We start from the raw sequence: 13961 nt of genomic DNA, 5'->3' as shown, positions 1-13961 counted from the left end.
GTCGCTTTCTGGAGAGGCCGGGGACCGTGCCAGTCTATTCGGCCGGTCGGTGGTCACTCTGATCGGCCAGCCGCGCCAGGCGGATGACGTGCCACGCCCGGTATGCGGCGGTGCCGAGGGCGACCATGAGCAGGGCCGCGGCTGCGCCGACGACCCCGAGCCACCACGTGAGCACGGCGAAGAGGGGGAGTCCGACGAGGGCGGCGGCGATCGAGGACCACGCGAGGTGGCGCACTCCCCCCAAGGCGACGAGTCCGGCCAATCCGGCCACCTGCGCCACGGCCTCCGCGGCGAAGGCGAGCCCGAGCAGGATCGCGGCCACTATGGGGATGCGCACCTCGCCAACGGTCAGGAAGGAGGAGACGGGAGGAGACAGGACGGCGATGCACAGGCCGCCGACCAGACCGATGGCGGCGCCGAGTTCGAGCGTCCGACGCGCCCGGCGGCGGGTCTGCTCGCCCGCCGTCTCCGGCACCCAGCTCTGCACGGCCTGCAGCACGGGCCCCAGGGCCAGGACGGCGTATTTGTAGAGCCGGTCGGCGATGGCGTAGACCGGCAGCATCGCCGGCGCCACGATCTGCACCAGGGTGGGGGGCAGCGTCGAGTAGATGCTCCCCGACACCATCGTCGCCGTGCCGCCCAGCTGCGAGGAGTAGAGGGAGATGAGCGGGCGGCGGGCACGCCACGAGACGGGACCGTCGTCGGCGCGCGTGAGGACGAATGTCGCCGACAGGATCGACCCGACCACGGCGAAGGCCGCCACCCCGGCGAGGTAGGCGGTCAGGTCCGGCCACATCAGGACGGCCACCAGACCGGCCACCTGCCCGACGATCAACGGCAGGGCGTCGAGGAAGAACAGCGCGGCGGGACGGTTGCCGCCGATGAAGTACCACGCAGCCCCGATGCCCGGTGCGGCGTAGGCCACCGCACTGAGGAGAGCGTTGACGAGCCCCTGCCCGGTCACCAGCATGCCCAGACCCGCCGCGAGCGGGATCGCGAGCACGAACACGACACCGCGTGCGACGAGCGAATCCAGGTAGAACTGGCGCCGCTCGTGGCGAGGGCGCGCGGCCACCATGCTGGGGCCCGTCGCCCCCCACCCGAAGGCCACGAGGATCGCGAAGAACTGTCCGATCGACTGCAGGACGACCAGCACAGCCCACTGCTGCGCACCGACGGCGGCGACGAGGACCGGAATGGAGAACACGCCCACCACGGTGGAGGCCAGGATCGGGGCGGCGAACAGGATGCTGCGGCGCAGCAGGTCGTGGCGGAGGAGGGCGCCCAGCCGGGTCATCGACGCGGCCTCGAGGGTGCCATGATCCACTCGAGGGTGGCGGGGTCGATCTTGCCGAGCACTCCCCTGCGTGCGTCGCGGCGCCCCGCGCGCACCGCCCGCAGCTGCGACCGGCGGTCGCCGGCGAGGATGATGCAGCCGGCCACCATCTCGAACATCTTGCGACTGCGGCGCCGCATCCATTGCGGTCGGTGGTGCGCGTAGCGACGGTTCAAGACGGTGCTGTTGCGCACCATGTAGTACGTGCGGAACGGCGAGTGGTACAGCACATGACGGGGTTTGCCGGCGAGCACCAGCTGCCGTCCGAAGATCCGGATCGGCTGCAGCTCGCCCAGGCCGTGCGCGATCTCCGCTTCATCGACGACGGCGAACGAATAGCCGAGTGCATCCGCCCGCAGCCAGAAGTCCGAGTCCACCGCGTCGATGAACAGCTCCTCGGCGAAGGGGCCCACGGCGTCCAGGACCGGCACCGGGATGATCTGCCCGGACTGGATCGGATCGAACGGCACGTCGTCCATATCACGCAGCACCGCGGCCCCGCCGGCCGAGGAGGGCACGGCACCGGCGACGGGCCGCCCGCTGGCGGCGCGGGCGCGCAGGGCGGCGAGCATACGAGCGACATACCCCGCAGGCACGGTGGAATCCTGGTCGAGCGTGAGGACGTGGGTGGCGCCCAGGTCGCGTGCCCGCTCGACCGCGACGTTGAGGGCGTGTGCGATGCCGGAGTTCTCCTCCAGCGCCACCTGCTCGACCCCCGGCAGCTCGAACGCCGGAGACGGAAGAGAACCGCTGCCGTCGTCGACGAGTACCACCGCCGCCACCTGCTGCCGCAGCGCGTCGACTCGGGCGGGGAGGTCGCCGGGGGCGCGGAAGACGGGGATCGTGGCGACCACGCGCTCGTGTCCAGGTGGATTCATGGGCTGGGGCAATCGTCGGGCCGCGGCGCGGACGCCGGGGACGACGCGATGTCGTCGACAGTCGATCCTAGGCGAGCGGGTCGGGCATCAGCTGACCGTACACCGCGCGCACACGCCGGGTGAACGCATCCATCCCGTACACCTCCGCCGCCCACTCCCCTGCCGCCGCGGCACGCTCCGCATGCGCGCCCCGCAGAGCCGCCACGACGAGATCAGCGAACCGCACGGGGTCGTCGGTGACCCCGGCGAAGACATCCTCCCGCTCGATACCCTCGGCACCCACGGGGGTGGCCACGGTCGGCAGCCCCCGCACGAGAGCGTCGACGGTCTTGAACTTCACGCCCGCTCCCGTGAGCACCGGTGCGACGAACACCCGCGCCGACGCGTAGTAGGGGTCCAGGGAGGGGACGAAGCCGGTGAGCTCGGCCCGGCGGGATCGCGCGACCAGGCGCCGCAGACCGCGGCGCGGCCCGGAGCCGGCCGCGACGAACAGTGCGTCGGGGACCCGCTCCGTCACGCGCGGCCACACGTTCTGCAGGAACCAGCGCACCGCCCGGTCGTTGTCGGGCCGGCCCAGCGCCCCCGTGAAGAGCACGACGGGTTCCTCCGCTTGCTGTGCGGTGGACGTCGAGCCCAGGCGGAAGCCGGGTGCGACCACGACGGGCTGGGCGGCGGGCGCGAGGTCGCGCACCAGAGCCGCATCCTTCTCACTGAAGACCACGACGCGGTCGGCGGCCGCGAAATCCCTCCGCTCACGGGCGGCGCTGCGCCGCGCCGCCACCGAGTAGGCCGTGCGCAGCACGGGGTTCTTCGACGCGCCGGCGGCGCGTCGCCACCGCTGGGTGATGACATCGTGCGCCACGACGACGAGCGGCTTCTCCGGAAGCCGGGAGCGGACCAGCGGGGCGAGGGAGGCCATCTCCGACCATTGGAACTCGACCACGTCCGCCTCGGCGAGAAGGTCCCACGGCCACTCCGGCGTCGTCACCGCGCGGCCGAAGAACCCCTGCGCGTCGCTTCCCCGCCACGCCGAGGCGAGGTCGGTGAGCAGCTTCGCCCTGCCCGCGCGGAACGGCCCTGTCCCCTCGATGAGGATCACCTCGCCCGGCGCTCCCTGCCGCGTCACGGCGGCGCGGTTGGCCGGTGTGGAGGGCGCCACCGCGACGACGCGGGCGATGCCTGCGAGGGCGTCGAAGTGGTCCTTGGCATACTGGCCTCCCGCATGGGGGATTCCGTCGTACGGGATATACTTCGTGAGGCTGACGATCAACGGATCGTGACCGTCGCGGACCGACTTCCGCTCATTCATCGCCACCGCAACAGCCTACGCCCGCCACTTCGGGGCGCCCCGCCATGACTGCCTACGCCGCCCTGATCATCGCCTATCGCCGCCGTGACCTGGTGAAGGGTGTCCTCGCACGACTGGCGGCGCAGTCGCACCCGCCGGTGGCCGTCGTCATCGTGGACAACGGCGGCGACCTCGGTGACGTGGAAGCGCCTCCCGGTCTCGCCGCTCCCGTGCAGGTGGTGACACGGGCCGACAATCCCGGATACGGCGCAGCGGTCAACGAGGCCAGGCGCGCGGTGGGCGACGCCGCGCCCGCCCTGCTCGTCCTCACCCACGACGCCGAGTTCGACGCGGAGCTCGCACGACGGCTGTCGGAGGCGCTCGGCTCCGCCCCCGACATCGGGGCGGCCGGGCCGGTGCTCAGGCGCGCGTCCGACCCCGGCGCGATCTTCTCAGCCGGCGGACGGCTCACGCGGGGTGGCCGTGCCACCCACGTGACGCGAGAGCCCTCGACCCGACTTTCCGACGTCGATTGGCTCGATGGGGCGATCGTGATGTTCCGCGTGGACGCGCTCGACGCCATCGGCGGGGTGGACGAGGAGTACTTCCTGTATTTCGAAGACGTCGACACGTCGTGGCGCCTCGCCCGTGCGGGGTGGCGCACCGTGGTCGACCGCGATGCCCACGGAGCGCAGGAGCCCGGCGAGCATCCCGTGTACCTCGGCATGCGCAATATGGCCCTCTTCGCCCGCCGCGCCGGGATCCCCCGCATCCGCCGAAGCGCCGCCGCGGCGCGACGCCTGGCGGAAGTGGCCGCCTCCGCCCTCGTCCGGGGCCGGCCGGCCGGAGTGTCGGACGGGTGGCGCGGGTGGCGCGACGGACTGCAGGGGATGTCGGGCAAGCCCGCCGGAAGGGGTGATGACCGTGACGGATGACGTCATCGACATCCTCCTCCCCTACTTCGGCGACCTCGACTACCTGCGCCTTGCGGTGGAGAGCGTCCGCGCGCAGACCGACGGGGCGTGGCGCCTGGTGTGCGTGGACGACGGGTCGCCATCCATGGAGGGCCACGAGTGGATCGCCTCCCTCGGCGACCCGCGCATCGTCGCCGTGCGCAACGAGGTGAATCTGGGCGTCGCGCGCAACTTCGCTCGCTGCCTGGAACTGTCGACGGCCGACTGGTTCGTCATGATGGGCGCCGACGACGTCATGATGCCCAACTACCTCGAGACCGTCCGCCGCGCGACGTTGCGCGCTCCCGCCGCCGACGTCATCCAACCGGGAGTCGAGGTGATCGACGACGACGGGATCCCGGCCCGCCCGCTGCCCGACCGGGTCAAGTCGCTCCTGCGCCCGAGCACCCGCTCCGGCGACCGCGTCCTGGTCGGAGAGGCGTTCGCTGCGAGCCTCGCGCGGGCGGACTGGGCGTACTTCCCGTCGCTCCTGTGGCGGCGCGCCAGCGTCTCGGCTCAGGGGTTCGATGCCAGCTACGACGTGGCGCTGGACCTCGCGCTCCTTCTGGACGTCGCGATGGCAGGCGGCGTTCTGCGCGTCACCGACGAGGTGTGCTTCCAATATCGACGGCACGCTCGGTCGTTCTCACAGGCGACGGCCACCAGCGGACTGCGCTTCGAGCAGGAGCGGCGCTTCTTCCAGCACTATTCCGAACTGCTGCACGCGCGCGGCTGGCACCGCGCGTCGCGGATCGCCCGCCAGCGCCTCGTCTCCCGGCTGAACGCCGGTGCGGAGGTGACTGCGGCGCTCGTGCGCGGGCGGATGCGGGACGCGGGACGCCTGATCCGCTACGTCTTCCGCTGACCGTCCTGGTCACCGTCGTCGCCCGCGGTGTCCCGCTCTGCGGTGAGCCGCTCGACCTTCGCGGAGAGAGTGTCCACCTCCGCGCGCAGGATCGCCGACTCCTCGGCCACACGGCGGATCTCGTCCTCCGCGCGCGAGAGTTCCCACGACAGATGGAGGGAGACCCCCAGCAGCAGGACGATGGCGAGCGAGAACAGGAGGTTGGCGGGCAGTTGGACCCCGAGCAGGGCTGTGGCCCACGTGAGCAGGCCCGGGAAGATGCCGAGGACGAGGACGGCGAGTCCGATCACGAGCCACATGACCGCGTACTTCTCGCGGATGGAGCGTCGCAGCAGCAGGACCATCACGATGGTCAGGATGATGAGCGCGAGTGCGACTGCACCGATGACGGTCATGCCGGGGGCTCCGTCCGTCGACGTCGTGGCCGCAGGACCGCCAGCGCCAGGGCGAAGACCGAGCGGAGAAGGTAGACCGTCGACCCCCACGCATTCTGGCTCGGCCGTCCGGCGGCACGGGGGCGCATGGCGACAGGCACCTGGGTCACCCGCAGTCCGCTGTGGACGGCCGCGACGAGCGAGTCGATCGTGTCGCCCAGGTATTCGGCCGGGTAGTACCGCACGTACTGTTCGATGGCTGCGCCGTTGGCCGCGCGGAATCCGCTCGTCACGTCTGTCAGGCGCGTGTTCGCGACGTTGGAGACCACCTTCGCCAGGACGACCATGGCCCAGCGCCGCGGCCCCTTCACCGGGTAGTCGCCGACATCGGCGAACCGCGCACCGATGGAGATGTCTGCGCGGTCGAGCCCGTCGAGCACACGGGCGATGTCTGCCGGGTTGTGCTGACCGTCGGCGTCGACCTGGATCGCCCTGCCGTACCCGTGACGTCTGGCGTACGTGAAACCGGTCCGCATCGCGCCCCCGACGCCCAGGTTGAAGGGGAGAGTCAGCACCACGGCACCGGCCGCGCGGGCAGCCTCCGCCGTCGAGTCGGTGGAACCGTCGTCGACGACGGCGATGTCATAGGGTCCGGCCGCCCGGATGCTCCGCACGGTGGCGCCGACGTTGTTCTCCTCGTTCCACGCGGGAACGATGACGAGGACACGCTCCGCGCTTTCAGACATCCTCCCCATGATATCCGTGGCGTCCGGGCGCGCCGTCATCGGTCGCATCCCACCAGCTCGTACAGCCGCGCATCGCCGACCTGGTCCCGCAGTTCCATCGAGGCGGACTCGGAGAGGTCCTCGTATCCGGCATAGGAGTGATAGCCGCCGTGGACCTCCTCAGGTCCGAACTCGAGGACGAAGCGCACTCCGAACTCGCGGGCGAGTTCGCACGTGTCGTCGCCCGCCGTGCTCGCTCCGAGCGTCGCACCCAGCTGCCGCAGTCGCTCGTCCTCGTAACTCAGGAGGTGCGGCGTGAGCACAGGACGATCCGCGAGCGCGTAAGCGAGAGAGGTCCCCGTCCAGGGGTTTCCGGCCACAACGGCACCGGGCGGAACGTGCTCGTCGAGGCGCTCCAGCAGGGTGCGCTCGTCCTGGGAGAGCAGCGCGGGGGTTCCGGAGTCGTCGAAGTTGCGCTGCGCGGTGGCGATCGCGGCCGGCACCGGCGAGAGCGGCGCCGCCTGGCTGGCGGCCAGGCCGACCAGGGCCGCGACGGCGCCGAGCACCGGCAGAGCGACACGACGACGCGGTACCGGGATGCGGCGGGAGACCGCGCGCGCGGAGCACGCGATGCCGTACGCCCCCAGGGGCACGGCCCCCAGGGGAAGGAGGGCGGCCAGTCGCGGGATGTTGTTGTACCAGCTTCCCGTGAAGATATCGCGCAGTGGGATGATCGGAAGGCTTGCCACGATGATGAACAGCAGCAGCGCCACGAGGAACATCCCCGCTGCGAGGATCGCGGGGCGGGACCGGTTCCGCACCGTGAAGAAGAGTCCGGCCAGGACGGCGAGGGCGGCGACGACGGGCACGACGCCGTACCACGCGGAGCCCACCAGTCCCTGGATGAAGGCCTCTCCCATGGACGATTGGATTGCCCATCCGCGGGCATCGGCGGGGGGCCGCAGGATGCGCAGCAGTGCCGCACCGACCACGAGGTAGACGGCGGCGGCCACGAAGACGCGCACGCGCGCCCGCCGGGAACGGGCTCGCCTCACCGAACTCCACCCGAGCGTCGCTGCTATGGGAGTCGACAGCGCGAGCCACGCGACGAACCCGCCGGGGTGCGCGAGCGCGACGCCCCCAAGCGTCGCGATGAGGAGGAGCCCGCGCTGCCACGCCGACGCCGCGTCGCGCAGCCGACTCCATCCGACGACGTGGAGAGTGAGGGCCAGTGCGACGGGGACGAGGGCGAGGGAGAGCTGATACGGGTATAGAACGCCGTAATCCAGCAACAGGATCGGGAAGACGGGCATGGCGACGCTGAGCAGTCCTGCGCCCACCGTCGCTGCGGGGGTGCGGCCGAACAGCGCGCGTGTGAGCATGATCGCCGCCATGGGCCAGGCGAGCGCGCAGACGACGATCACCGTCGCGTTCACGGCGACCGGGATGGTGGCTCCCGACAGCTGGACGACGAGCGCGACGAGCGCGTGCCATGCGCCGGGATAGAAGGCGAGCCCTTCGCTCTGTGCGGTGATCTGCCCGAGCGTCAGGGACGACGCCGAGCCCGTATCCAGGATCCACCGCACCGCGTTGAGGTGGAAGACGTTGTCGAACGTCTGGGAGATCGCGTCGGGCGCCCCGATGGACAGCACCACCTGCGTCGTGGCGGCCACCGCTGCCGCGATGACGGCGCCGGCCAGCCACGGACTGAAGCGCGACCGCGCCGCCGGCCTCGCCGGCCGCCGTCGGCCGAGGGCGCGGCTCACTGCCGCGGCGACGACGAGGGCGATCAGCACCGGGATGATCGACCACGCCAGGCCCACCCACGGCGCCACGACGCTCGCGACTGCGATGACGGCCACGGTGAGCGCCGGGGCGGTGGCGAGCAGGGCGAAGCCGCGCAGGCCGCCCGCCCACCCCACCACGCCGCCGACGACGAACAGCAGCAGTGCGGCCACAACGGCCCCCGGAATCAATTCAGCCCACATGGAGCGCAGACCCCCTCTCGAGCGGACTCACCTCTCGGCCACCACGAGCTGCGAGGCTTCCGGGAAGGCGCTTCGCCAACCCGGGGTGAGGACACGCTCGGCCCGGAGCTCGTACCCGGCTTCGGCCACCGGATACTCGAACACCTGCGCACGCCCCCAGGCCTCGCCGAATCCGTCCATGTCGCCGGCGAGGGTGCGGATGTCGGCCAGGCGGGACGCTCCAGCGAGGATCCCGCCGCGAGCCGGTGTCCACGGGTTCATGTCCCACGCGAAGTCGCCCCACGATGTGGCGCCTGCAGGCGGCTCGACGATCCCGTTCGCGATGGTCGGGGGCGTCGTGCACGCGAACCAGAAGGACATCAGCCAGTGCACGGAGACCGGCCTTCCGGCGGGGAACACCTGCGCGAAGCTCCGCGCGGGCGCGACGAGCGGATCGCTCACCGCGAGCCATTGCCCGGGCAGCTCCGTCCTGGTCTGGGCCACGAGCCGGATCTCCTCGATGTCTTCCGTGACCAGTGGCGACAGCAGCAGCGTGCGCCAGCCATGACGGTCGACCTCGTCGGTGACGGGTGCCGTCGTGATCTCGCCCGATCCGTCCCGTCGCTCCAGGGTGAGCTTCGTCGAGGCATCGCGCGTCAGGTGCCCGGCGACGGCGACGACCAGCTGCTCCCCGTCCGAGAGCGCGGGCACATCGAACCAGCCGGACTCGTGCGCGCCAACGACCGGGACACCGTCCCGGAGGCTCGTCCACACCGACGAGCCGGTTGCCAGAATCGGCTCGGTCGGCGTGCCGTCCGGCAGATGCTCGGGCGTCATCCCCGGGGCGCCGACCTGCGTGTCGATGGCGGGCGCGACCGCACCGTCGGCAGCGTCCCAGGTCGCGACGGCGTCCTCGATGAGGCAATCGCGCGCAAGCGGGTCTCGCAGATTCGCCGCCGAGGTGGAGAAGTCGTCCAGTCCCCGCGCCGCGGCGATGCCGAAGGTCCCGAACATGTAGACCCCGATCAGGGCGAAGCAGGTCACGGGTACCGCCGCGGCAAGGACCGGCAGACGGACCGGCTCACGCCGGACCCGGGACACGGCGAGCAGGACCGCCGTGAGCGCGACGACCAGACCGACCCACAACACCGGCTGTGCGAACAGGACAGGGCCGACACCCGGCGCCTGTCCCCAATCCGACAGGTGGGCGTTCCAGGAGAACCAGTTCTGCGGGCCCTCCAGGGCCAGCAGAACGGGGGGATCAGTGAGGCGGCGAAGATCGATGCGATGAGCCAACGGTGACGGGTGGTGGGAAGTGCGGCCAGGACGCGTGCCGGGAGGATCACCAGCATCCAGGCGACGAACACCGCCCCGATCACCGCCATGGCCCCGAAGTGGTGGGACCACTTGCTCGTGGTGATCCAGATCAGCACGAATCCCGCGGCGAAGGTCCACCCCATGAGGGTGGCGGCGTCCCCGATCAGTCTCGTGCGCGATCGACGGTCCCACGCCCACGCGATGAGGAACCACAGCACGAGCACGAGCGCGACGAGCACCACCGCCCGCTTGACGTACGTTCCCTGCGGCCCGTTCTCCAGCAGCAGGACGTACCGGGCGAGTTCGTCCGACCAGTCCAGGGGTGTCTCGACCGCGGCGAAGCGGCGCTGCCCGTTGATCGCCTCGAACAGCGCGCCGTCGTGGAAGGCGGCGATGAGCGCGAACGCCCCTCCGCTGATGACGGCGACCGTGCGACGGGCTCCCGCCCGCCATCCGTCGCCGGACAGTGCGCGCCACAGGGGAGCGATCCCCACGAGCAGCGGGCCGAACGCGACAACGCCGGTCGGGTGGGCCGCGAAGCTCAGGGCCCCCACAGCCGCGGCCACGAAGGCGGGGAACGCACGGCCGGTGCGGACCGAAGTGACGACGAGTACCAGGACGGCCATCGCTCCGACCGCCGCGACCGCCTCCGGGCGCACGCCGATGGCGAAGGCACTCCACCACAGGACGGTGACCATGCCCGCGACGGCGAGAAGCCCGGCGCGGGCGGCTCCGGCGACCTCCAGATGGCGTCGGACGTAGTACCGGATCAGCATCCAGCCGCCCACTGCGGCGAGGAGGGAGGGGATCCGCAGCCAGACCGCGCTGACGGACAGCGTCTGCCACAGATCGAGGAACTGCCAATACCACACGAAGGGGACGAAGGTCTGATTGAAGATCTGGTAGTACATGCCGACGTATCCGGCATCGGAGTTGTTACGCGCCATCACCGCGTAATAGCCGTCGTCGGCGGTCATCGGCCCGATGAACACCCACAGCACCAGCGCCCCCACGACAGCGACGTCGACGGCCGCGACGGCGACCCGCACCCACCGGCCCTCGCCGTCATCCCGACGCGGACGCGCCACACGTCGAAGCGGCCGCGCGCGATCGTCGCGGATGAGCATCACGGCCACGGCGATCAGGGCCAGTGCGGCCACCGCGAGGATGACGAGCTTCACCGGGGAGGCGACGGTGTTGTTGTCGTCGAGCACTTGAACCGTCGCCTGGAACTCGGCGCCCCCGGGGAGCTCCCCCACAACGGTGAGCAGGCCGTCGATCTCCGGGGGCACCTCAGTGGGCCAGGACAGCACCGACTCCCCGTCGCGGTCGAGCGTCATCCCCTCGATGCTGGAGCGCAGGTGCCACGATCCCGGCTCGATCACCACTGTCTCCACGCTCTGACGCAGCGAGACCGTGAGAGTCGCCCCGTCCGTCTCCAGGACCAGCCCTGCCGCCCGCGCAGCGGGGCGGTCTGTGCGGACCGTGGACAGCAGCAGGCCGCCGCCGTCGGCGGCCGCATTCAGCGCGGCCTCGTCGAACTCCACGTCGATGGCGTGCGGGGTGAGGTTGGCCAGAAGGAGCGCGGTCGACCGGACGTCGTCGGGCGCCTGCGGCCAGCGCACCTCGACTTTGCTCTGGAGCACCGGCGCGAGCGCGAGGGCGAAGCCCGCCACGATCGCCACGAGGGAGGCGACCAGGAGGGCGGTGCCACGCCGCCGCGCGACTAGGTTCAGGGATCTCACGGACATCCGAATCTCTCGAGTGCGGATCTGGGACAGCCGAGCAGACACGAAGGTCGCAGGTGCAGCCGCCCCATTGTCGCAGGCATCCCCTGAGAACCTGGTCCGCGCGGCCGGTGTCCGCCCGATACCCTGTCCCGGTGCCGAAGCCACCGTCTCCCCCGCAGGTCGCCGGCATCGCGCTGGCCTGCACGGTCGTCGCCGGCGTGCTCACCTACGCCCTCCTCGCGATCATCTCGCGGTCCCTGTCGGCCGCGGAGTTCGACGAGTTCTCGGTGTTCTGGTCCCTCGCACTCATCGTGGGGTTCGGTGCCTTCCTCCCCTCCGAGCAGCTGCTGGCGGCACGCCACGGCACCCTCTCGCGCCGAACCGCCATCGCCGCCTGGCGCACGTCCTGGCTCCTCGCCGGGGCGGCGATCGTGATCGCGTGCGTCGCGGCCGTCCTGCCCTTCCCGCAGAACCCGGTCTCCGTCCCTGTGCTCGTGGGACTTGCGGCACTCGCGGTCGTCTCACCGCTGCAATACGTCACGCGCGGACTGCTCCTGGCCTTCGGGCGCCAGGTGACGTTCGCCGTCGCCCTGGTCGTGGATGCGGCACTGCGTGTGGTGCTGGCCGCGGGGATCGCCGTCGCGGCGATCGGTCAGCCCGCGCGCGCCGTCCTGTTCATGGTCGCTGTGGCACTGGCCATCGCGATCGCCCACGCCGCCGTCTACCCGCGCAGCGCGCCGTTCGCCCCAGACCCGGCCGAGGGCGAGTCCTTCGCCCGTCCCATGCTCACCCTCCTGCCCCAGGCTCTCTCCGCACAGGTCCTGGCGAACGCCGCCCCGCTGATCGTCTTCGCCCTGGGGCCGGTCGGGGCCGCCGGCGCGTTCCAAGCGAGCTTCACGCTCGCGCGGCTGCCGCTGTTCCTCATCACGCCGGTTCAGGCGATGCTCGTGCCGCCCTTCACCGTCATGCTCCGCGAAGGGCAGACCGTCCGGCTGCTCGCGGCGATCCGCACCCTCGTGCTGGGTGTCACCGGTCTGGCTGGCGCGGGCGCGGTGGTGGGATACCTGGCCGGACCGTGGGCGGTGGAGCTCATCTTCGGTCCCGGCCGCGCCCTGGCCCCGCTGGACCTCGGGATCCTCGTGGCGGGCGTGGTGTGCATGGCCGGACTCATCGTCTTCACCCAGGCGGTGATCGCCGCCGGTCGCCACCGCCTGGCACTCCTCGCCTGGTCGGGCGCTCTGGGGGCGGCAGCGGTGACGGTCGTGGCCGCCGGGGCCTTCCTCCCGATCGAGCTCGCCTGCTCGATCGCGCTCCTGCTGTCGTCCCTCGCCGCGCTGGTGGGCAGCGCGCTGTCTCTTCGCACGCATCTCACGAGAGGATGACCGGATGCGCATCCTGATCACGCTCAACTACTACGCCCCGTACGTCAGCGGCCTGACCAATGTCGCGCGCGATGTGGCCGAGGGGCTGGCGGCACGAGGGCATGACGTGCTCGTCCTCACGACGCAGCACGACCGGTCGCTCCCCCCGTCCGAGACGATCAACGGCGTCCGTGTCCGCCGATTCCCCGTTCGGGTCCGCCTGGGCAAAGGCGTGATCGCGCCGGGCCTCGTGCCGGCGGTGATCCGAGCCGCACGGACGGCGGATGTGGTCAACATCCACGCGCCGATGCTGGAAGCCGGACCCATCGCCGCCGGGGCCCGCCGGGCGGGGACGCCCGTCCTCTTCACGTATCAGTGCGACATCGCGATGCCGCCCTCCCTGCTCGGCCGTCTCCAGTCGCGGGCGATGGATGCCTCGACGACGGCGGCGGCGCGCAACTCCCGGGCGGTGATCGTCTCCAGTTCGGATTACGCGGCGCATTCGCGGGTGTCGCGCGCTCTCGCGCACAACCAGCTCGTCATCCCTCCGGGGTGCCACGATCGCCGCGGCGGAACGGGACGGTTCCGTGAGAGCGACGGCCTGCACGTCGGCTTCCTCGGGCGCATCGTCGAGGAGAAGGGCATCGAATACCTGGTCCGCGGGTTCACCGCGCTGTCCGACCCCGAGGCACGGCTGCTCATCGCCGGCGACTTCGCCCACATCGCCGGCGGGTCGGTCATCGCCCGCGTGCGCGAGGCGATCGGCCGCGACGACCGGATCCGCATGCTCGGGTTCCTCGCGGACGACGACCTGCCCGACTTCTACGCCTCCCTCGACGCCTTCGCGCTGACGTCCGTGAACTCCTTCGAGGCGTTCGGGATCGTCCAGGTCGAGGCGATGATGGCCGGAGTGCCGGCGCTGGTGACCGACATGCCCGGCGTGCGCACCCCCGTGCAGGAGACCGGCTTCGGAACCATCGTGCCGCCGCGTGACTCCGCGGCGATCACCTCGGCGCTGCGGAAGCTGTCCACGCTTGCTCTCCCCGCCGACGGACCGGACCGCGCGAGGGCTCTCTTCGCCAACGAGAGGGGCGTCCAGCGCTACCAGGAGCTCATCGACGAGGTGCTCGAAGGAGCGGGGAGGGGCACCCGGTAGGGTGCTTAAGC

12 protein-coding genes are annotated in these 13961 nt (G+C 71.3%); 4 read left to right on the top strand and 8 right to left on the bottom strand.

The features are described from left to right. Positions 1–34 precede the first annotated feature (34 nt). The 3 genes from F6J85_RS04760 to F6J85_RS04750 form a co-directional block, all read right to left on the bottom strand. Positions 35–1297, bottom strand: coding sequence for a lipopolysaccharide biosynthesis protein (locus F6J85_RS04760; RefSeq protein WP_150924056.1), 1263 nt, complete (start codon positions 1295–1297; stop codon positions 35–37). Then, positions 1294–2214: a glycosyltransferase gene (locus F6J85_RS04755; RefSeq protein ID WP_150924055.1), complete on the bottom strand. Its 921-nt coding sequence runs from the start codon at positions 2212–2214 to the stop codon at positions 1294–1296. The genes F6J85_RS04760 and F6J85_RS04755 overlap by 4 nt, the downstream gene beginning before the upstream one ends. A gap of 67 nt (positions 2215–2281) precedes the next feature. After that, the gene (locus tag F6J85_RS04750) at positions 2282–3523 is read right to left on the bottom strand and encodes a glycosyltransferase (protein WP_238707157.1); all 1242 of its coding nucleotides are present in this window, start codon (positions 3521–3523) and stop codon (positions 2282–2284) included. Between the two features lie 44 nt (positions 3524–3567). Between F6J85_RS04750 and F6J85_RS04745 the strand changes: the two genes are divergently transcribed. Both F6J85_RS04745 and F6J85_RS04740 read left to right on the top strand, forming a co-directional pair. After that, on the top strand, positions 3568–4437 hold the full coding sequence (locus F6J85_RS04745) for a glycosyltransferase family 2 protein (RefSeq protein ID WP_150924053.1): 870 nt from the start codon (positions 3568–3570) through the stop codon (positions 4435–4437). Next, the gene (locus F6J85_RS04740) at positions 4421–5320 is read left to right on the top strand and encodes a glycosyltransferase family 2 protein (RefSeq protein ID WP_150924052.1); all 900 of its coding nucleotides are present in this window, start codon (positions 4421–4423) and stop codon (positions 5318–5320) included. The genes F6J85_RS04745 and F6J85_RS04740 overlap by 17 nt, the downstream gene beginning before the upstream one ends. Here the strand turns inward: F6J85_RS04740 and F6J85_RS04735 are convergent. Genes F6J85_RS04735 through F6J85_RS04715 form a run of 5 tightly spaced genes read right to left on the bottom strand, consistent with a single transcriptional unit; the run spans position 5305 to position 11448 of the window. Next, on the bottom strand, positions 5305–5715 hold the full coding sequence (locus F6J85_RS04735) for a DUF2304 domain-containing protein (RefSeq protein ID WP_150924051.1): 411 nt from the start codon (positions 5713–5715) through the stop codon (positions 5305–5307). The two genes, F6J85_RS04740 and F6J85_RS04735, sit on opposite strands and share 16 nt — an antisense overlap. Then, on the bottom strand, positions 5712–6440 hold the full coding sequence (locus tag F6J85_RS04730) for a glycosyltransferase family 2 protein (RefSeq protein ID WP_150924050.1): 729 nt from the start codon (positions 6438–6440) through the stop codon (positions 5712–5714). The genes F6J85_RS04735 and F6J85_RS04730 overlap by 4 nt, the downstream gene beginning before the upstream one ends. A gap of 35 nt (positions 6441–6475) precedes the next feature. Then, positions 6476–8407 carry a DUF6541 family protein gene (locus F6J85_RS04725; RefSeq protein ID WP_150924049.1) on the bottom strand — a complete coding sequence of 644 codons (1932 nt, stop codon included), beginning with the start codon at positions 8405–8407 and terminating at the stop codon, positions 6476–6478. A 27-nt stretch (positions 8408–8434) separates the two neighbouring features. Beyond that, a complete protein-coding gene (locus F6J85_RS04720) occupies positions 8435–9430 on the bottom strand; it encodes an arabinosyltransferase C-terminal domain-containing protein (protein ID WP_150924048.1) in 996 nt (331 codons plus the stop codon). Then, on the bottom strand, positions 9427–11448 hold the full coding sequence (locus F6J85_RS04715; protein ID WP_191906756.1) for an arabinosyltransferase domain-containing protein: 2022 nt from the start codon (positions 11446–11448) through the stop codon (positions 9427–9429). Before F6J85_RS04715 ends, F6J85_RS04720 begins: the two co-directional genes overlap by 4 nt. A 137-nt stretch (positions 11449–11585) precedes the next feature. Here F6J85_RS04715 and F6J85_RS04710 point away from each other — a divergent pair, with 137 nt between their 5' ends. Further along, complete coding sequence (locus tag F6J85_RS04710; RefSeq protein WP_150924046.1) at positions 11586–12815, top strand: lipopolysaccharide biosynthesis protein; 1230 nt, start codon at positions 11586–11588, stop codon at positions 12813–12815. A 4-nt stretch (positions 12816–12819) separates the two neighbouring features. Beyond that, complete coding sequence (locus F6J85_RS04705) at positions 12820–13950, top strand: glycosyltransferase family 4 protein (protein WP_150924045.1); 1131 nt, start codon at positions 12820–12822, stop codon at positions 13948–13950. The last annotated feature ends 11 nt before the right edge of the window (positions 13951–13961 follow it).

Source organism: Microbacterium lushaniae (assembly GCF_008727775.1).
Taxonomy (GTDB): Bacteria; Actinomycetota; Actinomycetes; order Actinomycetales; family Microbacteriaceae; genus Microbacterium; species Microbacterium lushaniae.
This window is presented reverse-complemented; position numbering and strand designations above follow the sequence as displayed.

What these genes read in the sequence shown, in the direction of transcription:
- F6J85_RS04760 (WP_150924056.1), bottom strand. Translation starts at nt 1,297, where the DNA reads ATGACCCGGCTGGGCGCCCTCCTCCGCCACGACCTGCTGCGCCGCAGC.
- F6J85_RS04755 (WP_150924055.1), bottom strand. Translation starts at nt 2,214, where the DNA reads ATGAATCCACCTGGACACGAGCGCGTGGTCGCCACGATCCCCGTCTTC.
- F6J85_RS04750 (WP_238707157.1), bottom strand. Translation starts at nt 3,523, where the DNA reads ATGAATGAGCGGAAGTCGGTCCGCGACGGTCACGATCCGTTGATCGTC.
- F6J85_RS04745 (WP_150924053.1), top strand. Translation starts at nt 3,568, where the DNA reads ATGACTGCCTACGCCGCCCTGATCATCGCCTATCGCCGCCGTGACCTG.
- F6J85_RS04740 (WP_150924052.1), top strand. Translation starts at nt 4,421, where the DNA reads ATGACCGTGACGGATGACGTCATCGACATCCTCCTCCCCTACTTCGGC.
- F6J85_RS04735 (WP_150924051.1), bottom strand. Translation starts at nt 5,715, where the DNA reads ATGACCGTCATCGGTGCAGTCGCACTCGCGCTCATCATCCTGACCATC.
- F6J85_RS04730 (WP_150924050.1), bottom strand. Translation starts at nt 6,440, where the DNA reads ATGTCTGAAAGCGCGGAGCGTGTCCTCGTCATCGTTCCCGCGTGGAAC.
- F6J85_RS04725 (WP_150924049.1), bottom strand. Translation starts at nt 8,407, where the DNA reads ATGTGGGCTGAATTGATTCCGGGGGCCGTTGTGGCCGCACTGCTGCTG.
- F6J85_RS04705 (WP_150924045.1), top strand. Translation starts at nt 12,820, where the DNA reads ATGCGCATCCTGATCACGCTCAACTACTACGCCCCGTACGTCAGCGGC.